Consider the following 25,157-nt stretch of genomic DNA (forward strand, 5'->3'; position numbering starts at 1 on the left):
CGCTCATGCCCCTGCCGGTCACTGACGGCGATCGGCGAAGAACGCCTTCAGCAGCCGCTTGGCCTGGGCGGCCAACAGCCCACCTTCCACCTCGACTCGGTGGTTGTACCAGGGCTGGGCGAAGAGGTTGGCGCGGGATTCCACCATGCCCGTCTTGGGCTCGGCGGCGCCGTAGACGACTCGCGCCAGGCGCGCGTGGATGATCGCCCCGGTACACATCAGGCAGGGCTCCAGCGTGACGTAGAGGGTGCAGCCGTCGAGGCGATAGTTGCCACGCCTCGCAGCCGCATCGCGCAGGGCACGTACCTCGGCATGGGCACTGGGGTCATGGCTGCCGACCGGGGCATTGAAGCCCTCGCCCATGATCTCGCCGGCGTCGTCCACCACCACGGCGCCCACCGGCACCTCACCCGCTGCGAGGCCAAGGCGCGCCTGATCCAGGGCGCGGTGCATGTAGAATTCATCGCTGCGCATCGGCGAGCCTCTCGGGTATGCTGTGAAGATTGAAACAAGCGTATGGCGCTCGCAGCGCCATGTCAGAGGATCACATCATGTCTCAAGCGTTGGACAATCTGGTGGCCCTGCTGGGGCTGGAGATGATCGAGGAAAATCTCTTCCGAGGCCATAGCCAGGACCTGGGCTTCCCCCAGCTGTTCGGCGGTCAGGTACTCGGTCAGGCGCTTTCGGCCGCCACCCGCACGGTGCCCGCCGAGCGTCGCGTGCATTCCCAGCACGGCTATTTCCTGAGGCCGGGCGACCCACAGCTGCCGGTGGTCTACCAGGTCGACCGGGTCCGCGATGGCGGCAGCTTCACCACCCGCCGGATCACCGCCATCCAGAAGGGCAAACCGATCTTCTTCTGCAGCGCCTCCTTTCAGGGCGACGAGCGCGGCTTTCATCATCAGCTCACCATGCCCGACGTCGACGACCCGGAGACGCTGATTCAGGAAGGCGCCAAGGTCCAGCGCTTCAACGGTCATCCCATCGAATTCCTGCACCTTGACGACGAGGCCCCAGGCAGCGACGGCGCGCCGCGCAAACGCCTATGGTTCCGGCTGGCGGGCGAGCTACCCGACGACCCTGCCCTGCACCGCTATCTACTGGCCTACAGCTCGGATTTCAATCTGCTGACCACCTCGCTGGTTTCCCACGGCGTTGCCTTCGGTGACCCGCAGCTGCAGATAGCCAGCCTCGATCATTCGCTGTGGTTCCATCAGGACGTCACCGTCAATGACTGGCTACGCTACGACATGGACAGCCCCTGGGCCGGCGGCGCCCGCGGTTTCGCTCGCGGCAGCATCTATGACCGTAAGGGCCGACTGGTCGCCTCTTCCGCCCAGGAAGGCCTGACCCGCGTTCGCGATTTCGAAGGCTGACGGCAAGCATTCAAGAACCGGCACCCAAGGACGGACACCCGGCGGGATGAACTGGCAGGCAACGGGCGTTGCCCCTATTCTCAGCTCGGGGCTCCGCTCAGGCATTCTAGGCCCCGTCGTGCCGGTGTAGCTCAGTTGGCAGAGCAGCGCATTCGTAATGCGCAGGTCGGTGGTTCGAATCCACTCATCGGCACCAGAACAAGCAATAACGTGCAGGCGCTGGGGAATAGGCTCTTAAGAGCACGTCCGCCCATGACGTCATGCATAACTGGCACCGCCTTAGTAGTCCTGTCGCCTCACCGCCGCGCGATGATCCACACCGCATGAACGATGCCGGGTATGTAGCCGAGCAGCGTCAGCAGGATGTTGATCCAGAACTGCAGACCGAGACCGACTTGAAGAAAGACACCCACCGGAGGCAGCAGGATCGCGAGCACAATGCGGATAACGTCCATGAGATAACTCCTTGTATTGATGGCGATGAGCCTGCTTGCCTGTATCGACCACTGCGTGTCTCGGAATGTTCAGAGCGTAAACAGTCAAGAGCGCAGGAAGAGTAGAAAGGCGCGCTGTCCCGGACCTCTTCGAGCCTAGCGGGGCCAATGCCATCAGCTAGCGCTACGGGTATGAACCTGACCTCACCATTCCTCACCATCGCCAAGGGCCAGGTTTTCGTAAAGGTTTACTTTCTCGGCGTTGATCTCGCTCGGCTATGTCTAAGAGCAAGTCTCAGTGCAAGTCTTAGAGCAAGTCTCGGGGCTAGCCTCAGGGCTATTCCCGAGGCTTGTCGTGTGCCCACTCAGTCGACGCTGGTATCCCGGAAGGCGGAGTTGATGAGGCAGTAGAGCCCATAGCCGAACAGGCCGAGAGCCACCACGCCCAGTAGCCAGGGGCCGAAGGGCTGGGCGGCCAGAACGTTCAGCGCGCCGCCGAGCCCTTGAGCCTGACTCGGATCGGTTCGCCATGCAGCGATGCACAGAAAGAGACCGATGATCATGAAGACCACCCCGCGAGCTGAGAGGCCCCAGCGGGTGATGCCCTCGAAGAAGCGGCGCTGCGCCGTGGACATGTCCTGGTGATGCCAGTTCTTGAGGTAGGAGCGGGTGATGGCCCGCCACAGCTGACGCAGGCCGACCCCCAGGAACACCAGACCGACGGCGAAGATCAGGGCCACGCCTCCCCGGTGGCTCATCAGCAGGGCGGTGCGATCCTGAGCGGCGCCTTCCCCCGACGCCATCGCCAGGTTACGCAACAGGTCGAAGCAGTAGACCCCCAGGCTGCCGTGGGTGAGGGTGCTGACGAGAAAGCCCAGGCGTGTCCCGCTTCCCTTGAGGCCCAGCCCTACCTCCTCGGTATCCAACAGGGCCTGCAACAGGCGCCACAAGGCGTAAGCGAACAGCCCGATGCCCAGCAGGCCGAGCATGACATCTCCGAAAGGTCGACTAACCAGTTGGTTGATCGCCTGCTTGGAACCCACATTGTCCCCGCCAAGCCCAACCGCCGCCAGGGAGGCGAGGCCACCAATCAGCAGATAGACGATTCCCTTGGCGACATAGCCGGCGCGAGCTGCAAGGGAAAGGCCCTGCTTGAGTCGTGTCTCGGATCGCGTCATGGGGGCTCCGTGCCGAGGGGCGGGGGTCGAGGGGAACGCCTCAGGCTCAGGATCACGATGGTAAGGGCCCCCCGGGCGTTTGACTACATGGTCATGCCGGGAAACCCTTTCCAACAGTTCCGCTATAACCAACGACGCCGACCGCGAGCGGTCGGCGTCCAGAGTGAGGCCGGCGAAGTAGCCCAGGTGGGAAGTGTCAGCCTGGGCTCATGCCACGCAGCCGCTCGCTGCGGCGGCGCAGCAGTTCAAGCGTTGCCAGCAGCAGCATCGACAGCACTACCAGCATCGTCGCTACCGCCAGGATGGTCGGGCTGATCTGCTCACGAATGCCTGACCACATCTGAAGCGGCATGGTGCGCTGCTCGGGCCCGGCGATGAACAGCACCACCACCACCTCATCGAAAGAGGTGATGAAGGCGAACAACGCCCCCGACACGACCCCCGGCGTAACCAGCGGCAGTACCACCTTGAAGAAGGTGCGTGTGGGGTTGGCACCCAGGCTGTGAGCAGCGCGGATCAGGGTGGTATCGAAGCTCGACAGGGTCGCCGTCACCGTGATCACCACGAAGGGAATGCCCAGCGCCGTATGGGCTAGGATCACCCCCAGATAGGTCTGGGCCAGTTGGATCTTCGAGAAGAAGAAGAACATCGCCGCCGCCGAGATGATCAGCGGCACGATCATCGGCGAGATCAGAAGTGCCATAATCAGCCCGCGGGCCGGCATATGCCGGCTCGACAGGCCAAGCGCGGCGATAGTGCCAAGCACCGTGGCCAGCACCGTCGAGGAGATACCGACGATGAAGCTGTTCTTGATCGAGTTCAGCCAGGCGCTGGAGGTGAAGAACTCCTGATACCAGCGCAGCGAATAGCCTTCCGGATCGAAGTTCAGCATCGCCTCCGAGAAGGTGAAGTACGGCTCGGCATTGAACGACAGCGGGATGATCACCAGCAGCGGGCCGACCAGAAACAGGAAGACCAGCGCACACAGGACGAGAAAGACGTAATGCCAGATGCGCTCGCCACGGGTGGCATAGGAAGGAATCGCCATCACATTACCCCAGTTTGACTTTGTCGACGCCGATCAGGCGGTTGAAGATCATGTAGAACACGATGACCACGAACAGCAGGATCGAAGCGATCGCCGCGGCCAGGCCCCAGTTCAGCGAGGTCTGCATATGGTAGGCGATGTAGTTGGTAATGAAGCGTCCCGACTGGCCGCCTACCAGCGCCGGCGTGATGTAGTAGCCGATCGACAGAATGAACACCAGAATGCCGCCGGCGGCGATGCCGGGAATGGTCAGCGGGAAGTAGACGCGCCGGAACGACAGGAACGGCTTGCCGCCAAGCGACCGTGCGGCCCGCATGTAGCTTGGAGGAATCGTCTTCATCACCGAGTACAGCGGCAGAATCATGAACGGCAGCAGGATATGGGTCATGGCGATGATGGTGCCGGTCTTGTTGTGAATCATCTGCCATCGCGCTTCGTCGGCGACGATCCCCAGCGCCACCATCATGTCATTGAGCACCCCCTGGGACTGCAGGATGGCGATCCAGGTGGTGGTGCGCACCAGCAGTGAGGTCCAGAACGGCAACAGCACCAGGATCATCAGCAGGTTGGCACGCCGCGCCGGCAGGTTCGCCAGCAGAAAAGCGACCGGGTAGCCGAGCACCAGCGTCAGCAGGGTGATCAGGCCACTCATCCAGAAGGTGCGCCAGAACAGCGCCACATGGATCTGCAGGTAGTCCGGCACCTCGACAATGTCGCCGGCGGGCGTGTACTGAAGATCGACCGCCGCCAGGTAGTACGACAGGGTATAGGGCGAAGATTCACGCTCGATCAGTTGCCAGGTCTCGAGCTCGCCCCAGGCGTCGTTGGCATCGATCAAGGCCGCCTTGTAGGGCGGTTCGATGCGTGACAGGCGCCGGGCGGTGCCCATTACCGCCGAGCGCATGCCCGACTTCTCGTAGTTCAGGCGACTCGACACCAACCCCAGATTGCGCTCTTCCTGACCGATCTCAAGATCTTCTGCCAGGGCGGCGTAGACCGGCTCATCGGGCAACGAGGCGCCGTCCCAGCTCTCGAGAGCCGCCACGGTGCGCGGCAGGGCATTGGAGACTTCGGGGTTGTCGACGCTGCGCCAGAGCATGTCGAAGATCGGCATCACGAAGGCGATGATCAGGAAGGCCAGCAGCGGCGAGACCAGCAGCAGGGCCTTGAGTTTCAACCGGCGCGAGGCGCGGCGCAGACTGACTTTCAGCGGCACGCCGTCGGCAGTGGTCAGCGGAGCAGAAGGGGAATCAGACACGCGAGCCTCTCCATTCGGGTCACCGGTGATCAACTCACCGGGCATTCGCGACCCCGCCGCGCATCACGGCAGGCGTGATGCGCAGGCGAGGCACGGAGAAAGAGAGCGCCGCCCGAAGGCGGCGCTGAGTCTTACATGGCCAGCCAGGCGTCGAAGCGGCGGCTCAGTTCATCGATGTTGTCGGCCCAGAACTCGTCATTCTTGGGAATGGCGGTAGCGAAGTTGGGCGGGAAGGTCGGCATGTGCGGGGTCATCTCGATGCCGGTCTCGGCGTGGGTGGAGACCATGCCTGAGGACGATTTGCGGGCCGGACCGTAGGAGATGTAGCGGGCCTGGTCGGCGAGACGCTGGGTATCGGTGGCGAAGTTGAGATAGTCCTTGACCTTGTCGAGCTTGCCGGTCGGCACCACCCAGCCATCGAGCTCGAAGACCTGGGCATCCCAGATGATCTCGAAGGGCTGCCCCTCACTCAGCATGGCGTTGAAGATCCGCCCGTTGTAGGCCGAGCCGAAGGCGACCTCCTGGTCGGCCAGCAGTTGGGGGGGCTGGGCGCCTTCCTGCCACCAGATCACCTGATCCTTGATGGTATCGAGCTTGGCGAAGGCGCGCTGCACGCCCTCCTCGGTGGAGAGCACGTCATAGACGTCTTCCGGTGCCACGCCATCGGCGACCAGTGCCCACTCGAGGTTGTTGATCGGCTTGCGCATCAGGGTACGCTTGCCCGGGAAGTTCTCCAGGTCGAAAACGTCGGCGATGGTGCTCGGCTGCTTGTCCTCGGGGAACATCTCGGTGTTGAAGGCGACGATGTTGGAATAGACGATCGAGGCGACGAAGCACTCATCCAGCGCCCCGTCGACGAAGTCCTCGCTGGGCGGCGTGCCGTCCGGCGCATCCGCCAGCAGGGCATCATGGTCGAGGGGCTCGATCAGGCCCTCGGCGCAGGCGATCAGGGCATCGGCGGGCAGCATGTCGACCAGGTCCCAGGTCACGTTGCCGGCCTGGGACTGGGCACGCAGCCCGGCCAGGGCGTTGCCGCTGCGGTCGATGTTGACGATCTCGTCGCCGGTCTTCTCCATCCAGGGCTCGTTGTAGGCCTTCTGCTGGCTCTCACTGTAGGCCCCGCCCCAGGAGACGATATTGAGGGTTTCGGCCTGGGCGCTGACCGCCGCGGCCAGCGCACTGAGGCCGACCAAGGCCAACGAGGCACGCCGGATGCGCAGCGAGCGACGACCTGCCACCTGCTTCATGACGTTGTACATGACATTCTCCATTTATTGTTGTGCTTGGTTTTACCGTACGTTTTTTGCTGTCTTTCGTTTTGCCGTACTGGGTTTTGCCGTACTGACTCTTTCCCTGCTTAGCGGTTGAGATATTGCCGATGATGCCGCGCTGCCACGCCTCGCGTGATCCACGGCGTCTCTGCAAGGGGATAGGTCTCCCCAGGACCCTGCTTACGCATCCAGCGCGCGGCAGTCGACGCTGCACCAGCCGACCTGGATGTCCTGACCCGGCCGCAGGCTTTCAAAGCCGGCGGCATTGGGCGTTTTGAGGATGAATTCGTCGCTGCCGCACACCGACAGGCGGGTGCGCAGGTGATCGCCCAGGTAGATCACTTCCTGAACGCGAGCGCTGAAGACGTTATCGAAGCGCTCGGCGTCACCCTCGCGGAGGATCGAGACCCGCTCCGGGCGCAGCGACAGCGTCGTGCGCGACCCGGGGCCCTCGACGGCCACCGGCTTGGCGGTCACCGTCTCGCCGCTGTCCAGGCGCACCGTGCATGTCTCGCCCTGCTGCGCGGCCACCTCGCCGACTAGGCGGTTGTTCTCGCCGATGAAGTAGGCCACGAAGGCATTCTCGGGGGCCTCGTAGAGGGTCTCGGGACTCGCCAGCTGCTGCACCACGCCATCGTTGAAGACCGCGATGCGATCCGACATGGTCAGCGCCTCGGTCTGGTCGTGGGTCACATAGATCATGGTCACGCCCAGGTCGGCGTGGATGCGCTTGATCTCGTACTGCATTTCCTCGCGCAGGTTCTTGTCCAGCGCGCCCAGCGGCTCGTCCATCAGCACCAGCTCGGGTTCGAAGACCAGCGCCCGCGCCAGCGCCACCCGCTGCTGCTGGCCACCAGAGAGCTGGGCGGGGCGACGGTCGCCGAAGTCGCCCAGGTGCACCATGTCCAGCGCCCGCTTGACCTTCTGGTTGATCTCATCCTTGGACAGGTCCCGCACCTCGAGGGGAAAGGCCAGGTTCTCGGCCACGCTCATGTGCGGAAAGAGCGCGTAGTTCTGGAACACCATGCCGATGCCGCGCTTGTGGGGCGGCAGACCGTTGATCGGCGTGTCCTTGAGCAGGATCTCGCCATGGGTGGGGGTTTCGAAACCGGCCATCATCATCAGGCAGGTGGTCTTGCCCGACCCTGACGGCCCCAGCAGGGTCACGAACTCCCCCTGGCGGATATCGAGGTTGAACCCCTTGACGACCAGACTCTCGCCGTCATAGCTCTTCTGGACATCGATAAAGCGGGCAAATAGCGATTCTTCATCGGCTTCGGCCGGGGCACTGGGCGCTGCTGCGAGGGTCTGGGTCATGCCGGGTTCCTGTGCGTCGCCGTTATTGTGATTGTTCGGGCACGGCTGCGGAATGCGGCCTCCAGCGAGGATGGGCCTCATTCTTTTCCACAGCTCACATCGACACTAGAGCGGATATCTATCGCAAGACAAGCACGGGGTGGGACAACCAGCGTTGAATGGCGCTGGTGTCGGCCGGTGTGGTTTCTGATAGCTGCGGCGATTTCCGTGTCGTCAGATCAGCGGGTCGAATACCGCCAGAGGCCCCTCACCAGCGGCGTGGTTGACCCGATACACCTGGTTGATCTAAGCCTGCCCGGATGAGCTCGGAAGGCCTCGTTGCCCGCAAGAAACTTGGTGGCAACCGGCTAACTGTGCTGACGACAGCGATGCCTACTGAGGGCCATACTGACGCCATTGATGCGAATCCCGCCGATATCGGACGGGCAAGGAGGCGTGCCCATGGACGAGGTCACCCGCCAGTTTCTGACCAGCCATCATCTGGCCATCCGGCTCGCCGTGGCGCTGCTGCTGGGTGCACTGATCGGCCTGGAACGGGGCTGGGAAGCCCGAGGCGAGGCCGCCGGCCAGCGCATCGCCGGCATTCGCACCTTCGCACTAGTGGGCCTGCTCGGGGGCATCGCCGCCCTGCTTGCCGAGCGCATCACGGTCTGGGCCTTTCCAGCGATCTTTCTCGGCGTGGTAGTGACTAGCCTGATTGCCTATCAGGCCCGGCTTCGCGAGGTGCCCGACTACAGCATCACCAGCATGGTCGGTATGCTGCTGACCTTCTGCTACGGCGCTATCGCCGTGGCTGTCGACCCGACCCTTGCCGCCGCAGCGGCGGTGATCACCACGCTGATTCTCGACAACAAGCACGAGATCCACGGCCTGCTCAATAAACTGCAGCGCCATGAGCTGGATGCGGGCTTCAAACTATTGCTGATCTCGGTGGTGATCCTGCCCCTGCTGCCCAACCAGAATCTGGGCCCGGGCGGGGCCCTCAACCCCACCACCATCTGGTGGCTGGTGGTGATGATCGCGGCGATCTCCTTCGTCGGCTATTTCGCCATGCGCCTGGGCGGCACCCGCCGTGGCATCCTCTTCACCAGCCTGTTCGCCGGACTGAGTTCCTCCACCGCCCTGACCCTGCATTTCGCGCGCCTGTCGCGGCGCTCGGAAGGGCTCGGCCCGCTGCTGGCCGCCGGCATCCTGATCGCCTGCGGCACCATGTTCCCGCGCATTCTGCTCTACTGCCTGGTGATCAATCCGGCCCTGCTGGGCCCCTTGATCGTGCCGGTCGCGGTGATGGCGGCGCTACTGTGGCTGCCGGCGCTCTGGCTATGGCACAACCACCATGACGGCGCAGCGCTGGAGGAACCAACGCCCACTCAGAACCCGCTGGAGCTCAAATCGGCGCTCTTGTTCGGCGCGCTGCTGACAGCGGTAATGCTGCTCGGCGAGTGGCTGCGCGAGTGGCTCGGCGATGCCGGGATCTACCTGCTGTCGGCGGTCTCGGGCATTGCCGACGTGGATGCCATCACGCTGTCGCTGACGCGCATGGCCGAACACAGCCTGGCACTGCCCACCGCCGTGCTCGGCATCGTGTTGGCGGCGTCGGTCAACAATCTGGTCAAGGCGGGACTGGCGAGCGTCATCGGTAGCCGGCAACTGGGTTGGCGAGTGGCAGGGCCGATGATCGTGTCGCTGATGGCGGGGCTGGCGGTGGCCTGGCTGATCTAGGCCACCGACCAACCGCCTGGGGCGCTGCAAGGAAAAGGGAGTCAAGCGGGCGAGCCGCATGAAAGGGACCAGAAGCCCAAGGGCTGGGCTCAGCGGTCCTCTTCGTCATCGGCGGCGACACGATCCCGGCGGTCGCTTTCTTCCTCGATGACGTCATCGATGACCGCCATGAGATCATCGACATCGACCTCGTGGGTGTCGTGGGCGAAGCAGCCGGTCAACTGACTGTCGGGAGTGAGTTCGCCGGCCTCGAAGCGGGCCCAGATCTCATGGCCGTACTCGGTTTCCAGCAGCGACGGGGCGAAACGGCCGAAATAGGCGCGCATGCGATCCACATCCCGGCGCAGCATCATCGCCGCACTATTGTTGCCCGCGGCATCCACCGCCTGAGGCAGGTCGATGATCACCGGCCCCGCGGCGTCGAGCAGGACGTTGAACTCCGACAGGTCGCCGTGCACCAGGCCAGCACACAGCATGCGCACGACCTCGCGGATTACCTGATCATGGTAGTCCAGCGCCTCGGCCTCGCTCAGCTCGCAGTCGTCCAGGCGGGGAGCGGCCTCGCCTTCGGCGTCGGCGACCAGCTCCATCAGCAGCACGCCATCGATGAAGCCATGCGGCTCAGGTACGCGCACACCGGCCGACGCCAAGCGGTAGAGGGCATCGACCTCGGCATTCAGCCAGGCGGATTCCTGCTCCTGCTGGCCGTAACGGGTCTTCTTCGCCATCGCCCGGGCTCGGCGACTGTTTCGCACCTTGCGGCCTTCCTGATATTGCACCGCCTGCTTGAAGCTGCGCTGGCTGGCTTCCTTGAAGACCTTGGCACAGCGCAGGGTGTCGCCGCAGCGCACCACATAGACATTGGCTTCCTTGCCGCTCATCAGCTGGCCTTCCACGGCGTCAATCATGCCGTCGTCGACGAGCGGTTGCAGTCTCTTGGGTATCTTCATAACGCCTTCACGGGCCCTGCCTTGCCGGTTGCGCGCCCATCAGTCAGGCGCTGTATGCATCATCGCATGTTCACAGGGGGAGAGGGTAAACCACCGCAGGCAAAATTTGGCCAGCGTCATGGCTATCGCTGCCCTCTCAGCGACTCACCGCCGTTTTCATTCCAGCATAAAAACGCCCGCCCACGGCGAAGCCGGGGCGGGCGCAGGGTTAACACCAGGCGGATCAGGCCGCTTGAGCATCCTTGAGGCTGGCCATGTCGATGACGAAGCGATACTTCACGTCGCCCTTCTGCATGCGCTCGAAGGCCTCATTGATGTTCTTGATATCGAGCATCTCGATATCGCAGGTGATGTCATGCTCGGCACAGAAATCCAGCACTTCCTGGGTTTCCGCCAGGCCGCCGATCAGCGAGCCGGCCAGCACGCGGCGCTTCATCACCAGGTTGCCGCCCACCAGCGCCGGGTCCACTTCCTGGATCAGGCCGACCAGGATGTGAGTCCCGTCGTACTTGAGCGTCGCGAGGTATGGGTTGAGGTCGTGGGGAACCGGCACGGTGTCGAGCAGGAAGTCGAAATGCTCGGCCGCGGCCGCCATCTGCTCATCGTCGGTGGAGACGATGACATGATCGGCGCCCTGCTTCTTGGCCTCAGCGACCTTGGATTCCGAGCGGGTGAATAGCGTGACTTCACAGCCCAGCGCCTTGGCAAACTTGACGCCCATGTGACCCAGGCCGCCCATGCCGATAATGCCGACCCGGTCGCCGGCCTTGACGCCATAGTGGCGCAGCGGCGAATAGGTGGTGATGCCGGCACACAGCATCGGAGCCGCCACGGCCGGATCGAGCTTATCGGGAATCGAGACCACGAAGCGCTCGCTGACGACCACGGAATCGGAATAGCCGCCCTGGGTCATGGTGCCGTCGTGGCGATCCGGGCTGCCATAGGTCATGGTCATGCCTTCCAGGCAGTACTGTTCCAGGTCGTCCTTGCAGGCACTGCAGTGGCGGCAGGAATCCACCATGCAGCCTACACCGACCACATCGCCGACCTTATATTTAGTGACATCGCTACCCACTGCGGTGACGCGGCCGACGATCTCGTGGCCCGGCACCAGCGGATACTGGCTCATGCCCCAATCGTTGCGGGCGAAGTGCAGGTCAGAGTGACAGACACCGCAGTAGTCGATCTCGATGGACACGTCGTCCTGGCGCGGTGTGCGGCGCTCGAAGCTGAACGGTGCGAGGTCCGACTCGGCCGAATGGGCGGCATAAGCGTTGGCTTGATGGCTCATGAGTTGCGTGTCCTCCTGAGAGAGTTGGGCTCATGCAAATGATGAGAGAGCACCATTGTGGTCCTGCGACCGCATCACTGCGACAAACGATCCTGTGTCATTTTTGCCTATTCCTCCAAATCATGACGCCCAGCAGCGGGTTTTCTCGCCAAAAACGGCATTATTCAGTCATCATAGGGGCATACGGCCTAGCTGTGACGCACCGGCTCTCACCGACTCTCTTCCATCTACTCGCTCACCGACTTTCCGTGGCCCAGCACCTTAGGCTGACCGCCTTGATTGACCACTACCGACAGGAATCGCCCATGTCGCTCTCTTCCCGCCTGATGACGCTGATCAAGCCGCTGATCGATCGCGACGGATTCACCCAAAGCGCGGTACCTGCGGTCTCGTTGATGGCCTGCCACCACCAGGTGCCGCGCACCCCACTGATGTACGAGCCGAGCCTGGTGATCGTTATCCAGGGCCGCAAGATTGGCTATCTCGGCGATCGCGAGATCCACTACGATCCGGGCCAGTACCTGGTACAGACTCTGCCACTGCCCTTCGAGTGTGAGACCTTTGCCTCACCCGACGCGCCGCTGCTGGGGCTTTCCGTGCGCATCGAACCGGCGCTGCTCAGCGAGCTGGTACTCGAGATGACAGGGCTTGAAACAGGGCTTGAAACAGGGCCCGACACCGGAGGCGACGCGACATCGCACTCAAACGAACCGCTGCCGATGGCGTCGGTGGCGATGACCGCCAGCATGCAGGAAGCGGTCGTGCGGCTGCTGCGCGCCCTGAACGACCCGCTGGATGCACGCGTGATGGGCGAGGCCCGGGTGAGAGAAGTGATCTTCGAGGCCTTGAAGGGCGAACAGGGCGCGGCGCTGCGTGCTCTGGTGAATCATCAGGGCCACTATTCTCAGATCATCCAGGCACTGGCCCAGATGCATGCCGACGTCACCCATAACGCCTCGGTCGAGGTGCTGGCTCGGGATGCCCACATGAGCGTCTCGTCGTTCCATCAGCACTTCAAGCAGGTGACCCGCGCCACGCCGCTGCAATACCTGAAGCGACTGCGCCTGATCAAGGCGCGCCAGTTGCTGAGCCATGACGACCTGAACGTCAACCAGACCGCCGATGCGGTGGGCTATCGCAGCGTTGCCCAGTTCAGCCGCGACTACAAGCGCACCTTCGGCGCCAGCCCCCTGCAGGATCGTCGCCAGAACCGCAGCCTGTCCGATGCCGACGCCAGCTGATCGCTCACGGCGGCAGGCGCCTGCCCTATCCATCGGCCCTATCCACCAACCCTATCCACCGGCCCTATCCTAGCCTGACCTGAGGTGACCGGACCTGAGTTGATCCCAGTCAGGGTGACCGCTGAGCGCATCGACTAGGCTAAGGCCTGGTGACTATTTCTGCCGTCCCAGGCTAATGCCAACAAGTGAGCGCCGACGTGTCGATTCGCAATCTGGATGCCCTGTTCACCCCCTCTTCCATCGCACTGATCGGCGCCAGCAACCGCCCGGACTCGGTAGGTGCGGTGCTGGCCAAGAATCTCTACGAGGGCGGCTTCGCCGGGCCGGTGATGACCGTCAACCCGCATGAGACCGCGATCCGCTCGACACTCAACTACCGCTCGGTGGCCGAGCTGCCGATCGCCCCGGACCTCGCCGTGATCTGCACCCCGCCGAACACGGTGGTGGAGCTGGTCAGTGAGCTTGGCGAGCGAGGCTGTCGCGCCGCGGTGGTGATCACGGCAGGCTTCGGTGAAGGTAACCATGCAGAGGGGCAGGCGCTCAAACAGGCGGTGCTGGATGCCGCTCGGCCTCACCAGATGCGCATCATCGGCCCCAACTGCCTGGGGATCATGGCGCCCCATGCCGGCATCAATGCGAGCTTCGCCCATGTCGCACCGACCCCCGGAAATCTGGCCTTCGTCACCCAGTCCGGCGCGGTGGCCACCTCGGTACTCGACTGGGCCGTGAACCGCGGCATCGGTTTTTCGCACATGTCGTCGCTCGGCGCGATGAGTGATGTCGACTTCGGCGACATGCTTTATTACCTGGCACTCGACCCGCACACCCATGCGATCCTGCTCTATGTCGAGGCGGTTAGCGAAGCCCGCAAGTTCCTCTCGGCGGCGCGCATGGCCTCGCGCAACAAGCCGGTCGTGGTGGTCAAGGCCGGTCGCAGTGACGACGGCGCCCGGGCGGCGTTATCGCATACCGGCGCAATGGCCGGCGCCGATGCGGTCTATGACGCGGCCTTCCGCCGCGCCGGCATGTTGAGGGTCAAGACACTCGACGAGCTGTTCCAGGCGGTAGGCACCCTGGCCTCCGGCGTGCGGGTCAAGGGCGACCGGCTCGCGGTACTGACCAACGGCGGCGGCATCGGCGTGCTGGCGGTGGACGAGCTTGCCGAGGGTAACGGCCGATTGGCCGAGCTGTCCCCTGAGACCCTCGCTCACCTGGACACTCGCCTGCCGGCCACCTGGTCCCACGGCAACCCGGTGGATATCCTCGGCGATGCCACCGGCGAGCGCTATGTGGTGGCGCTTGAGGCGCTGATCGAGGCCGATGACGCCGACGCCATCCTGATCATCAACTGCCCGACGGCCGTGGCCGACAGCTTTGGGGCCGCCCAGACGGTGATCAACACCTTGCATACTCGCCACCTGCCGGTGCTCAGCTGCTGGTTGGGCGAAGCCGCTGGCGCCGAGGCGCGCCGGCTCTTCGCCGACCGCCGCCTGCCCTTCTACGATACGCCCGAGCAGGCGGTACAGGCCTTTGGCCACCTGTGGCAGTACCACCGCAACCACGAACTGCTGATGGAAACGCCCCCGGCGGTCACGGACCTACCCGAGGACGCGCCGGCCAAGGCCAATGCAATCATCGACGCGGTGCTCAACGAGGGACGCGACGTGCTCACCGAACCCGAGGCCAGCGCCCTGCTGGCCGCGTTCGGGGTGCCGGTGGTGCCTGCTCGCCAAGCCCGGGACGGCGAGGAGGCTGCCCGCTTGGCCGCCGAGCTGGGCTTCCCCGCGGTGGTGAAAATTCTGTCGAAGGACATCAGCCACAAGTCCGATGTGGGCGGCGTAAAAATCGACCTGACCTCCAGTGAGGCCGTGAGCAGGGCCACCGAGGACATGCTGGCCCGGGTACGTCAATCGAGCCCCGAGGCACGCATCGAAGGGGTCAACGTGCAGCCGATGATCAGCCGTCCCGGCGCCTTCGAGCTGATTCTGGGCGTCGCCGAGGACCCGATCTTCGGCCCGGTGATTCTGTTTGGCCAGGGAGGCACAGGAGTGGAAGTGATCGGCGACCGAGTGATCGGCCTGCCGCCGCTGAATCCCTTGCTGGCCCGGGAGATGATCGAGCGCACCCGCGTATCGCGGCTGCTCAAGGGCTATCGCGACCGCCCCGCCGTGGATAGCGAGGCCATCGTGCTGGCACTGGTCAAGCTCTCGCAGCTCGTCGCCTGCCTGCCGCGGGTGGTATCGCTGGATATCAACCCGCTGCTGGCCGATGCCGGCGGCGTGATCGCTCTGGATGCCCGGGTCGTGGTGCGCGATGCCAGCAAACCGCGAGCGCCAATGACCATCCGCCCCTATCCGCGAGAGCTCGCCCAAGACATCGTCACCCAGTCCGGCCAGCACTACCGCCTGCGGCCGATCCGCCCCGAGGACGAAGACGCCCTGGTGGAGATGCTCAGACGCTCCGATCGTAGCGATATCCGGCTACGCTTCTTCGCCGCGATCAAGCGCTTCGATCATGCCTTCGCCGCCCGCCTGACTCAGCTCGACTACGAACGCGAAATGGCCTTCGTCGCCCAGCCTCAAAACGCCGATAGCATTCTCGGCGCCGTTCATCTGATCGCCGAGCCCAATCAGGAGCGCGCCGAATTCGCGGTAATGGTGAGAAGCGACATGAAGCAGTCGGGGCTGGGCTACTGCCTGATGCAGGCGATGCTCGACCACGCCCAACGCATGGGGATTACCTGGGTAGAAGGCGAGGTGATGCTGGAAAACGATGCCATGCGCCGTATGGCCAGAGAACTCGGCTTCAAGGAGCAGGAGTTGGAGCGCGGCGCCGACTCGGTGGCCATCTCGCTCAAGCTCGACCATGCCGCAGACGACGGCACGGACGCTGGCAAGGCCGCTGCCCCGGAAGGCTCAAACGATGGTTCCAAGAACGATTCCAAGAACGATTCCAAGAACAGTGGCTCGGCACCAGGCAGTGCAACTACCCCTGCTGAGTCAGCCAAACCCGACTAAGAGCGCCGGTGGCTATCCGTCACCGTTAATGTCGGGAATGCGCTGCAAATGCAGATGGCGCGCCAGGCGAATCGCCGGGCGCACCAGGAACTGGAAGCTGCCGATGATGAACATCCAGATCGCCAGATGCTCCTGAGCGGGATACAGGAACAGAATGCTGCCCGCCAGAAACCATAGCGCAATAAGCACATCGTTGAAGATGCTCAGCGCCTCGTAGCGCTGACGGATGACCAACTCCTCATGGCCCAGATGCAGGGTAAGCGAGTTTTCAGATTGTTGCTGGGCCATGCGCGCCTCCTTTTAGCCATGCGTATGAACGTGCTGACAAACGAGTGTGACTGCCTTGCCTAGCGGCTGACCCGCCGGGCGCGAAATGAGCGCCCCTTGAGCTTGCCATTGGCGAGCTGATCGAGGGCTGCCTTGGCCTGTTCGCGGCGCACCGCGACGAAGGTGCTGCGATCTAGCACCTTGATTTTGCCTACCGCATCGCCGGCGATGCCTCCTTCGCCGGTCAGGGCGCCAAGGATATCGCCAGGGCGCACCTTCTGCTTACGCCCGCCGTCGATCTGCAACGTCACCATCGGTGGCGCAAGGGGCGCCTCGGCGAGCGCCTGGCGAGACGGCAGCGTCTCAGGTGCAAAGGCCTCGTCGAGGCGCTCGCCGAGCTTCTCCAGGCGAAACGCCTCCTTCGGGCCATAAAGGGTACAGGCGATACCGCTGCCCCCGGCCCGCCCGGTGCGGCCGATCCGGTGCACGTGCACCTCGAGCTCGCGGGCGATGCCGTAGTTGAAGACCGCATCCAGAGCGTCGATATCCAGGCCACGAGCGGCCACGTCGGTCGCGACCAGGATCGAGGCGCTCTGATTGGCGAACAGCACCAGGGTGCGATCCCGGTCGCGCTGCTCAAGGTCACCGTGCAAGGCCAGGGCGCTGAAGCCGTGCTCGCAAAGCGCTTCGGCCACCTCGCGCGTCTCGCGCTTGGTGTTGCAGAACACGACGCTGGTGGCGGGCCGATGGGTCAGCAGCAACAGGCGCAGGGCCTCGAAGCGCGCGTCTTCGTCGGCCACCTGGAAGAAGTGCTGACGGATGCTGGTGCTATCGTGGGTCGATTCGACCTCCACCGTGACCGGCTCGCGCATCAGCGACTCGGCGATCGGGCGAATGGCATCGGTATAGGTGGCGCTGAACAGCAGCGTCTGGCGATCCTTAGGCGTAACGCCGATGATCGCCTCCAGGGCATCCTTGAAGCCCATGTCGAGCATGCGATCGGCTTCATCGAGCACCAGGGTCGAGAGCGCATCGAGGGACAGCGTGCCCTTGCGCAGATGTTCTTCGACGCGGCCAGGCGTGCCGACGACCAGATGGGCGCCGTGTTCCAGCGAGCCACGCTGCGGGCCGAAGGGAGCACCACCGCAAAGCGTCAGCACCTTGACGTTGGGCAGGGCGCGGGCCAGGCGGCGCAGCTCGCCGGCCACCTGATCAGCAAGCTCGCGGGTCGGGCACAACACCAGGCCCTGAACGTCCAGGCGCGCGAGGTCGAGCCTCGACAGCAGCCCCAGGCCGAAGGCCGCGGTCTTGCCCGAGCCGGTCTTGCCGCGCCCGATCACGTCACGGCCGTCAAGCATCGGCGGCAGGCTCTGGGCCTGGATCGGCGTCATGGCGTGATAGCCCAGCGCGTCGAGATTGGTCAGCAGCGCATCGGCCAGTGGCAGGCGCGCGAAAGAGGTGGCATCAGACACGGTGGGCGGTCCTTGGCAGCGGGAAAAAGCGAGGATGGGCAGGATACCAGACCCTTGCCGTGATCGTCTGGAAACCGCGCGGCATCTCGCGGCAAGAAATACCCCTGTTACCGATTTCGGTTGTTCAGTAAGATTTCCGCTTCGATCACGACGCAACAGGATGACACGATGGGCAGGGCCTTCCAGAACCGCAAGGAATCCATGGCCAAGACGGCCGATGCGAAAACCAAGGTCTACAGCAAGTACGGCCGTGAGATTTACGTGGTCGCCAAGTCGGGCGGTACCGACCCCAGCAGCAACCTGACGCTGCGCGGCCTGATCGAACGCGCCAAGAAGGATCAGGTGCCTTCGCACGTGATCGACAAAGCGTTGGACAAGGCCGCCGGCGCCGGCGGCGAGGACTTCTCGCCGGCCCGCTACGAAGGCTTCGGTCCGGCCAGTTGCATGATCATCGTCGAGTGCCTGACCGATAACCCCAACCGCACCTTCGGCGACGTGCGCAACGCCTTCAACAAGGGCAAGGGCAAGATCGGCACGCCGGGCAGCGTCAGCCACATGTTCGACCACTGTGCGATCCTGCGCTTTGCCGGCGAGGACGAGGAGGACGTGCTGGAGTCACTGATGGAGGCCGATGTCGATGTCACCGACATCGAGAACGAGGACGGCCACATCACCGTTTTTGCGCCGCATACCGAATATGCCAAGGCCAAGCAGGCGCTGATCGACACTTACGGCGAGATGGACTTCGAAGTGGACGAGATCCAGTTCCTGCCCCAGACCCATACGCCGGTTGAGGGCGACGACGTGGCCCCGTTCGAGAAGCTTCTCGATATGCTCAACGACCTGGACGACGTGCAGAACGTCTACCACAACGCCGAGCTGTAAGCCTGTCGCGCCGGGCTCGTTCACGGCCCGGCGCATGCCCCTATCTACACCTATCTACGCCACATTGGCATGACGCAGGCGGGGCCAACACTGCTAAGGCCGGGCTATATAGCAGTGAAGAGACGGTGACGTGACGTTTCGCGACCTTGGCAATCTAGGGGCCTGGGCAATCTCGGGAACTAGGCAATCTCGCGAAACAGGATCACGTAGCGCCTTCTTTCTTCGCGAATAACGCCATTCGCCGTGACCCGCACCGTCCGCAGCTGACCATCACGTCGCTCAAACTGACATGCCTTTTCCCAGCGCTTCCCCTGATCGAGCATGTCGACCAGATCGGGATGTACCATCAGAAACAGCCGCATCGCCGAGCTGGCCTCTTCCTTCGAAAAACCGCTCATCTCCGCAAAGGCGCTGTTGGAGATCAGCACCTGCTGCTGGTCGTCGAGCACGATGGCCGCATCGCGGGTCTCGGCAAGCACTTCCTTGGCCAGGTCGAGCTCCTCCTCAGTCTGCTCGATGTCGGTGATATCGGTAGCGATGCCGCCGATCAGGTAAGGTGCGCCATGATCATCAGTGATCGGAAACTTGCTGAACAGAAAGCTCCGCGCCCCCGACCGCGTCTTGAGGACCTGCTTGTATTTGACCGGCTCACAGCTAAGCAGCACATGACGGTCCATTGCCAGCGCATACTCCATGATCTCGTGATCGAGCACTTCCCACATCGGCCGTCCCAACAGTTGTTGCGGCGTGGTATTCAACGCCTTGGCATATTGCTGGTTGACCAGGCAGTAGCGGTGATCCAGATCCTTGAGAAAGATCAGGTCGGGGGAATGCTCGATGATGCCGGCCAGGTACTTGTCGCGCTCATGGATACGCCGCAACATCTCCTCGAAGGCCCGACCGACGCGGGTAAACTCCTCAAAACGCCCGTCCTTGAAGGGTTGGGGCGCCCCGCTGTCCGGCATCTGCTCGGCATAACGGGTTAGGTTACCCAGCGCGCTGGACGTCAGCCGGTTGATCACCAACATCATGATGACGCCGAACGCCACCACCATCAGGCTGGCATACCCCAGGTTGGTGGTATAAACATCGCGCAAGGCATGGTAGCTGTCGCTGGGCAGCGCCGTGAGGACCCGATAGGCCTCACTCCTGTCGACCCTGAGCACATGCTCGCGCAGGATGCCTGCCGGGGTGATGCGCACCTCGTCATCGGAGGCTTTCAGGGCGTTGAGTTGCTGCAAGGCATTCGCTCCGCTTTCCAGCGAATCGAGGATCGTGCCCCCCTGACTCAGTGCAATCGCGCGAGCACCAAACATCGACTGCAACTCATTGAGGATCCAGAAGTTGTCGTTGAGCAACACGAAGGTATGCAGTCGGCCAACCACCTCGCCAAGCCGCGGCTCGACCACCGGCAGCGTCAGTCGCAGCAGACTATAGTGCTTTTTTTGAGTATCAGGCCCGATATCGGCATCGACGGTGACCCAACGCCCCAACCGCGGCTCTGAACGGCTCAGCGCCTCGAGCGGCAGTTTCAGGTTCAGCAGGCTGACATTGGGTGCTGCCTGAAATTGGCCATGGTGCTCAATCACCATGGCATCGATATAGCGGGAATAGCTGTCTCGCATCAGCCCATGCATGACCTGATCCAGCAGCGCGTTATCGTCGAGCACCAGGGCCCGCTCGAGCGCCGCGGACTGGCTGACCTCCTCGCTGTACTGACTAATGTTGCGAAAATGACTCTCGACGACGCTATCCAGCATGCGCTGGTCGCGAGTATGGGCCTGCTCGGCTTCCTGCTTCAACGCGCGCTCCGCCCCCAGATAGGCGGTCGTCAGCAAGGTCAGCGACACCCCCGCAAGCATCGCCAGCACCAGCGCCAGCAACAGCCGCGAGAAACGCCAGGTCCTCATTCGAGTGCTCCTGCGGCAAGCTCATTTGCCAAGGCGCCATCGGCCATGTCGCTGTCACCGCTACGTTCACCGCTACGTTCACCGTTACGGCCACCCTCGTCGTTGTCATTGTTATCGTCACCGACGCCGCTGAGACGAAACGCCTGGCGTTCGAGATAGCTGAGTACCTCGGGCGACACCGAACGCTCGACCAGCATCATCTGGCCGGAAAAGACCTGCGGCACCCGCTGTGGCGCCTGCATCAGATCCAGCTTGCTGGCCTCGGCCATGGCGATGCCGTTGTCGTCGTTCATCCGCATGACAGTCAGGTCGAGCTCTCCTTGCCGAAGCGCCGCCAGCTCTGCCTTGCCGCCGCCCCAGCCGTTGATCAGCACATCCAGGCGCCCTGCTTCACGAAGCGCACGCAAAGCGCCCAGTGCGGTATCCGTGGCGCTGGCAAAGATCATCTTCAGGTCAGGGTGCTGTTGGAGCGCGCGCTGCGTGGCTCGATAGGCTTTTTCGGCCTCACCATCAGTGTAGAAGGCTACGACCTGTTCGATGTCGGGATACTTGGCGGCGGCAGCGGCAAAAGTCCCACCCCGCATCTCGCTGACATATCCCGGAGCGAAATACAGCATCAGATACTTGCCACGGTAGTCGATGAGTTCAAACATCCGGTCGGCAAGTAGCTGCGTTCCCTGCACATGGTCGAAGCCGACATACAGGAAAGGCGGTGTGCTCTGCCAGTCCGCCAGCGGTGTTGTGATGTTCTGCAGGATCAAGCGTGTTCGGTGCTGAGCCAGGATGCGCTCGATCATCCGGCTTTGGGGCAGCAGGTCCAGGGTAAAGGCCAGGTAATCGGGGTCCCATCTCAGGGCGTCAGCGAGCTGCTGTTCCTGAAGGTCCAGGTCCCCACCGGGACGGGAGAAGTAGGTCTTGAGCTCGAAGGGAATCTCTAGCCGTTCCAGACGACGAGCCATCGCCCTGCTACTGCGCCGCCAATAGCCCGAGGCCTGCTGGCCGGGATAGACCATGGCAATGCGCACTGCACGTGCCGGCGGCGTGGCCAGCGGGTCAGCCGGTGCCTCAACCTGCTCGGTAAATTGCGCCATTAACTCACGCTGCTCAGGATGGCGGGTCAGGTGTTCATTGATGTTCAGATAGCCCGGCGCCGCCGCATAGGGCGATGCCGCGGCCATCAAGGGGATAAAGCATTGCAGCAGCAGCGTGATCAACGCCAGCTCTCGACACCATCTTGCCATGGGCCACCTCTTCCTGGGCCTCCGCCCTCCATACCAACTCCCTTTGGGCCATCGCCGGTCCGGCAGCGGAAACACTATGCCAGCCGCCAGGCCGAACACTTCGCAGCGCACGCCACGATTTCTGCAGTGAATAGGTGACATGCGAGCCTGACAGGTAGTGGCATGGAGTCGTGCAGTTGCGTAAGAAACGATGTTACGGACGTGTGACGTTACAGCCAACGTCCAGAACGACAGCGGGCCCCTCAGCGCCGGTCACGAGTATCTGGCGGGGACGCGCTCAGCTAACGCAACGCTTGACGGCGTACATGTCGGTATCAGCATGGCGGAACAGCTGCTGGCGGTCACTCCCCTGCTCGGGGTACAGCGCGGTGCCAATGCTCACCGTTATGTCGAGCTCGAGGCGCTGACCACCCAGGCGGAAAGGCACGGCAAGCGCAGCACGGATCTTGTCCGCCACAACGACGACCGAAGGCTTCTCCGCGATATCGGTCAGCAGCACCGTGAACTCATCGCCGCCCATGCGCCCCACCATGTCGGACTCGCGCACGATACTCTCGAGTCTTCGAGCCACCTCGCAAAGCAGTTGGTCGCCCGCCTCGTGCCCAAGGGTATCGTTGATGTCCTTGAAGCCATTCAGATCGAGATACAGGAGCGCCAAATGCTCGCGAGAGCGATGGGCGCGCTTCAAGCACATGTCGAAATGCTGATTGAAGAGCATACGGTTGGGCAGTTCGGTCAGCGGATCATGACGGGCCATGTGCTGCAGGCGAGCCTCTGTCTGCTTGCGCGAGATGGCGGCAGCGACCTGAGTGGACACGAACTGCAAGAGCCCCTTTTCCTCCTCAGTGTAGCGAATGACATCGGTATAGCTCTGCATCACCACGGCACCGATCACCCCCGCCTGCGAAATCAGCGGCACGCCCAGCCAGTCGACCCATTCCTGGCCCTGCGCTTCGGCCTGCTCAGCGGTGATCAGCAGCGCCTGACCGCTGTGAATGACCTCGGCGAGAGGCGTGCCGGACACTAGCGGCTGCGATGCCGGTAAAGGCACCCGCTCATCGATGTAATAAGGGAAGGTCAGCCAGTCCTTTGCCGCATCGAACAGGGCCACCTGAAAGTTGTCCGCCGGCAGCAATTCGTCAATCACCTGATGAATCAGCTGGTAGAGCTCGACCAGGCCATCGGCCTGGTACGCTGCCTCGGAAATCCGGTAGATCGCCTGCTGCACGCGCTCGGCTCGCTTGATCTCGGTGATGTCTCGAGCCACCGCCAAACGGATGCGTTCGTCGTCCAGCCAGCGCGCCGTCCACATGATATCGACGGCGTGCCCATCCCTGTGGATGTAGCGATTCTCGAAATGCATCTTGAGCTGGCCGTCCATGACCTCGGAGGCGGTGGCCAGCGTGCGCTCCCGATCATCCGGATGCACCAGGTCAATCATGGCCGTGCCAATCAATTCCTGCTGGGTATAGCCAAGAAGGCGTTCGCAGGCGGAACTGATGAACACGAAGCGCCCCTCGACATCGACCGCACAGACCGCGTCAGGCAATAGATCCAGCAGTTTGTCGAGGAGCAGCTCGGAATTCATATCGTCTCAATCCAAGGTCAGCAAGGCACGCTTACGCAGTCCCGATGCATAGTACGGCACTCAGGCAAGCAGCCGTTGAGCAAACAGCCGTTGAGAAGGAAGCGGCATTAGGCTGTTAATGTAAAAGACTTCTCTTTGGTATTCGAATGATTGTGCGCTTTCCTTTCGAATACCGTCGGCTATGGAGCAACCTCATGTCCCGATCCTCGCTGGGCATCCTGCTGGCAGCGGTCCTGTTCATGCTCGCGGGCTGTGGCGATTCCTCAGCCCCCGCAGCAGACCTGGCCACTCCCGAAGAGACCGGTGTCCTCAAGGTCGCCACGCGCAACGGCGCCACTACCTATTATTTCGACCGCCACGAAAACCCCGCCGGCCCCGAATACGACCTGACACGGCGCTTCGCCGACGATCAAGGCTGGGAGATCGAGTGGTCGCTCTTTGATTCTACCTCCCAGGTGCTCGAGGCCCTCGAGTCCGGCGAGGTCCACCTGGCCGCCGCGGGGCTGACCCAGTTGCCCAGCCGGGATCAGCGTTTCGCGCCGGGGCCCGGCCATACCGATATCGTCGAACAACTGGTCTGCCACCGGGATATGCGTCCCCTGCCTCGCCAAATCGAGGACCTGACCAACGTGGAGATCCGCGTCACCGCGGCGTCGAGCTATTCGCAGCAGCTCGCCTCGCTGGTCAATGATCAGACCGGTATCTCCTTCGAGGAGGACCCACGTTCCACCGAGGTGCTGCTGGAAGCGGTGGCCAACCGGACGCTGGACTGTACCGTCGCCGACTCCAACATCGTCAGGGTGGTGCGTCGCCACTTCCCCCATCTGGAAGTCGCCATGAACCTGACCGCCGGCAGCACCCTGGGCTGGTACCTGCCTCACGGGCAAGAGGCGCTGGCCGACCAGGCGAAAGTCTGGATGGATAGCGACGCGGGCCAAGCCGCCATCGAGACGATGACCGAGCAATACTACGCCTATATCGGCGAGTTTGATTTCGTCGACCTGCGCGCTTTGAACCGTCGCATTGACGACCGCCTGCCGAACTTCATCGACCTGTTCCTCGACGCAGAGAAAAGTACCGGCATGTCGGCCGATCTGCTGGCCGCCCTGGCCTATCAGGAATCCCACTGGGACCCCAGCGCGGTCTCCCCCACCGGCGTGCGCGGCATCATGATGCTGACCCGCAACACCGCCGAGTCGCTGGGCGTGACCAACCGCCTGGACCCTGAGGCCGCCATCGACGGCGGCGCCCGCTATCTGGCCGACCGCCATGCGCGACTGCCCGAAGATATCCCCGAACCGGACCGCACCTATCTCGCGCTTGCCAGCTACAACATCGGCCGCGGCCACCTGCTGGACGCCCGCGAACTGGCCCGCAGCCTGGGCAAGAATCCAGATTCCTGGGAAGACATGAAGGAGGTACTGCCGCTCAAGGCCGACAAGCGCTACTACCCGCAGACGCGCTACGGCTATGCCCGCGGCTACGAGCCGGTGCACTACGTCAAGCGCATCCGCAACTACATGGACGTGATTGGCCCCGCCATCGACCCGCTGGAGATTGCCGAGGCCAACATGACGTCGACCCAGGCGCCTTCACATAACGCGTCCACGCAGTAGCCATCACCACGAAAGGCAAGCGACCAAGGCCTGCCGCGCCATGAGCGCGCGGCAGGGCCTTCGTCACCTAGACCC

Annotated in this window: 20 protein-coding genes and 1 tRNA gene; 7 read left to right on the top strand and 14 right to left on the bottom strand. The window is 63.2% G+C overall.

All coding sequences use genetic code 11. The annotated features are described in order from the left end of the window. Positions 1–18: 18 nt before the first annotated feature. Complete coding sequence (tadA, locus tag BCL93_RS03770; RefSeq protein WP_112053779.1) at positions 19–474, bottom strand: tRNA adenosine(34) deaminase TadA; 456 nt, start codon at positions 472–474, stop codon at positions 19–21. Positions 475–551: 77 nt separating this feature from the next. On the opposite strand from tadA, the gene BCL93_RS03775 reads away from it, so the two are divergent. Beyond that, positions 552–1,376 (top strand): acyl-CoA thioesterase, encoded by an 825-nt coding sequence (locus BCL93_RS03775; RefSeq protein ID WP_112053780.1) that lies wholly within the window; start codon positions 552–554, stop codon positions 1,374–1,376. 120 nt (positions 1,377–1,496) lie between these two features. Continuing rightward, a tRNA-Thr gene (locus BCL93_RS03780) sits at positions 1,497–1,572 on the top strand. 100 nt (positions 1,573–1,672) lie between these two features. Here BCL93_RS03780 and BCL93_RS03785 read toward each other — a convergent pair. The 6 genes from BCL93_RS03785 to BCL93_RS03810 all read right to left on the bottom strand — a co-directional run bounded on the left by BCL93_RS03785 (position 1,673) and on the right by BCL93_RS03810 (position 7,882). Continuing rightward, positions 1,673–1,831, bottom strand: a complete 159-nt coding sequence (locus BCL93_RS03785) for a YqaE/Pmp3 family membrane protein (RefSeq protein ID WP_112053781.1) — start codon at positions 1,829–1,831, stop codon at positions 1,673–1,675. Between the two features lie 344 nt (positions 1,832–2,175). After that, entirely contained in the window at positions 2,176–2,988 is an 813-nt protein-coding gene (locus BCL93_RS03790; protein ID WP_112053782.1) for a DUF1206 domain-containing protein, read from the bottom strand. Between the two features lie 196 nt (positions 2,989–3,184). Beyond that, positions 3,185–4,036 (bottom strand): ABC transporter permease, encoded by an 852-nt coding sequence (locus BCL93_RS03795; protein ID WP_112053783.1) that lies wholly within the window; start codon positions 4,034–4,036, stop codon positions 3,185–3,187. Between the two features lie 4 nt (positions 4,037–4,040). Continuing rightward, positions 4,041–5,294, bottom strand: coding sequence for an ABC transporter permease (locus tag BCL93_RS03800; protein ID WP_258395954.1), 1,254 nt, complete (start codon positions 5,292–5,294; stop codon positions 4,041–4,043). Between the two features lie 131 nt (positions 5,295–5,425). Further along, the gene (locus tag BCL93_RS03805) at positions 5,426–6,553 is read right to left on the bottom strand and encodes an ABC transporter substrate-binding protein (protein ID WP_258395955.1); all 1,128 of its coding nucleotides are present in this window, start codon (positions 6,551–6,553) and stop codon (positions 5,426–5,428) included. A gap of 192 nt (positions 6,554–6,745) precedes the next feature. Next, positions 6,746–7,882: an ABC transporter ATP-binding protein gene (locus tag BCL93_RS03810; RefSeq protein ID WP_112053785.1), complete on the bottom strand. Its 1,137-nt coding sequence runs from the start codon at positions 7,880–7,882 to the stop codon at positions 6,746–6,748. A gap of 441 nt (positions 7,883–8,323) precedes the next feature. On the opposite strand from BCL93_RS03810, the gene BCL93_RS03815 reads away from it, so the two are divergent. Further along, a complete protein-coding gene (locus tag BCL93_RS03815) occupies positions 8,324–9,604 on the top strand; it encodes an MgtC/SapB family protein (protein ID WP_112053786.1) in 1,281 nt (426 codons plus the stop codon). 89 nt (positions 9,605–9,693) lie between these two features. Here the strand turns inward: BCL93_RS03815 and BCL93_RS03820 are convergent, their stop codons facing one another. After that, complete coding sequence (locus BCL93_RS03820) at positions 9,694–10,554, bottom strand: PA4780 family RIO1-like protein kinase (RefSeq protein ID WP_112053787.1); 861 nt, start codon at positions 10,552–10,554, stop codon at positions 9,694–9,696. Between the two features lie 223 nt (positions 10,555–10,777). Then, positions 10,778–11,845 carry an NAD(P)-dependent alcohol dehydrogenase gene (locus BCL93_RS03825; RefSeq protein ID WP_112053788.1) on the bottom strand — a complete coding sequence of 356 codons (1,068 nt, stop codon included), beginning with the start codon at positions 11,843–11,845 and terminating at the stop codon, positions 10,778–10,780. A 305-nt stretch (positions 11,846–12,150) separates the two neighbouring features. On the opposite strand from BCL93_RS03825, the gene BCL93_RS03830 reads away from it, so the two are divergent. Both BCL93_RS03830 and BCL93_RS03835 read left to right on the top strand, forming a co-directional pair. Then, the gene (locus BCL93_RS03830) at positions 12,151–13,086 is read left to right on the top strand and encodes an AraC family transcriptional regulator (RefSeq protein ID WP_112053789.1); all 936 of its coding nucleotides are present in this window, start codon (positions 12,151–12,153) and stop codon (positions 13,084–13,086) included. A gap of 197 nt (positions 13,087–13,283) precedes the next feature. After that, positions 13,284–16,103, top strand: coding sequence for a bifunctional acetate--CoA ligase family protein/GNAT family N-acetyltransferase (locus BCL93_RS03835; RefSeq protein WP_112053790.1), 2,820 nt, complete (start codon positions 13,284–13,286; stop codon positions 16,101–16,103). A gap of 12 nt (positions 16,104–16,115) precedes the next feature. On the opposite strand, the gene BCL93_RS03840 is transcribed toward BCL93_RS03835, so the two are convergent. Together BCL93_RS03840 and dbpA are read right to left on the bottom strand one after the other, a co-directional pair. Beyond that, on the bottom strand, positions 16,116–16,391 hold the full coding sequence (locus BCL93_RS03840) for a YrhK family protein (RefSeq protein ID WP_112053791.1): 276 nt from the start codon (positions 16,389–16,391) through the stop codon (positions 16,116–16,118). A 59-nt stretch (positions 16,392–16,450) separates the two neighbouring features. Continuing rightward, entirely contained in the window at positions 16,451–17,842 is a 1,392-nt protein-coding gene (dbpA, locus tag BCL93_RS03845; RefSeq protein ID WP_112053792.1) for an ATP-dependent RNA helicase DbpA, read from the bottom strand. A gap of 168 nt (positions 17,843–18,010) precedes the next feature. On the opposite strand from dbpA, the gene BCL93_RS03850 reads away from it, so the two are divergent. Further along, complete coding sequence (locus BCL93_RS03850; RefSeq protein WP_112053793.1) at positions 18,011–18,727, top strand: YebC/PmpR family DNA-binding transcriptional regulator; 717 nt, start codon at positions 18,011–18,013, stop codon at positions 18,725–18,727. Between the two features lie 179 nt (positions 18,728–18,906). On the opposite strand, the gene BCL93_RS03855 is transcribed toward BCL93_RS03850, so the two are convergent. The 3 genes from BCL93_RS03855 to BCL93_RS03865 form a co-directional block, all read right to left on the bottom strand. Beyond that, positions 18,907–20,637 (bottom strand): PAS domain S-box protein, encoded by a 1,731-nt coding sequence (locus BCL93_RS03855; RefSeq protein WP_112053794.1) that lies wholly within the window; start codon positions 20,635–20,637, stop codon positions 18,907–18,909. Then, positions 20,634–21,878, bottom strand: a complete 1,245-nt coding sequence (locus tag BCL93_RS03860; RefSeq protein ID WP_220086226.1) for a substrate-binding domain-containing protein — start codon at positions 21,876–21,878, stop codon at positions 20,634–20,636. The genes BCL93_RS03855 and BCL93_RS03860 overlap by 4 nt, the downstream gene beginning before the upstream one ends. 277 nt (positions 21,879–22,155) lie before the next feature. Beyond that, on the bottom strand, positions 22,156–23,466 hold the full coding sequence (locus BCL93_RS03865; protein WP_112053795.1) for a sensor domain-containing diguanylate cyclase: 1,311 nt from the start codon (positions 23,464–23,466) through the stop codon (positions 22,156–22,158). A 194-nt stretch (positions 23,467–23,660) separates the two neighbouring features. Between BCL93_RS03865 and mltF the strand changes: the two genes are divergently transcribed. After that, positions 23,661–25,082 (top strand): membrane-bound lytic murein transglycosylase MltF, encoded by a 1,422-nt coding sequence (gene mltF, locus BCL93_RS03870; RefSeq protein ID WP_112053796.1) that lies wholly within the window; start codon positions 23,661–23,663, stop codon positions 25,080–25,082. Positions 25,083–25,157 lie beyond the last annotated feature (75 nt).

It is taken from the genome of Onishia taeanensis (assembly GCF_003268885.1).
Classification (GTDB): Bacteria; Pseudomonadota; Gammaproteobacteria; order Pseudomonadales; family Halomonadaceae; genus Onishia; species Onishia taeanensis_A.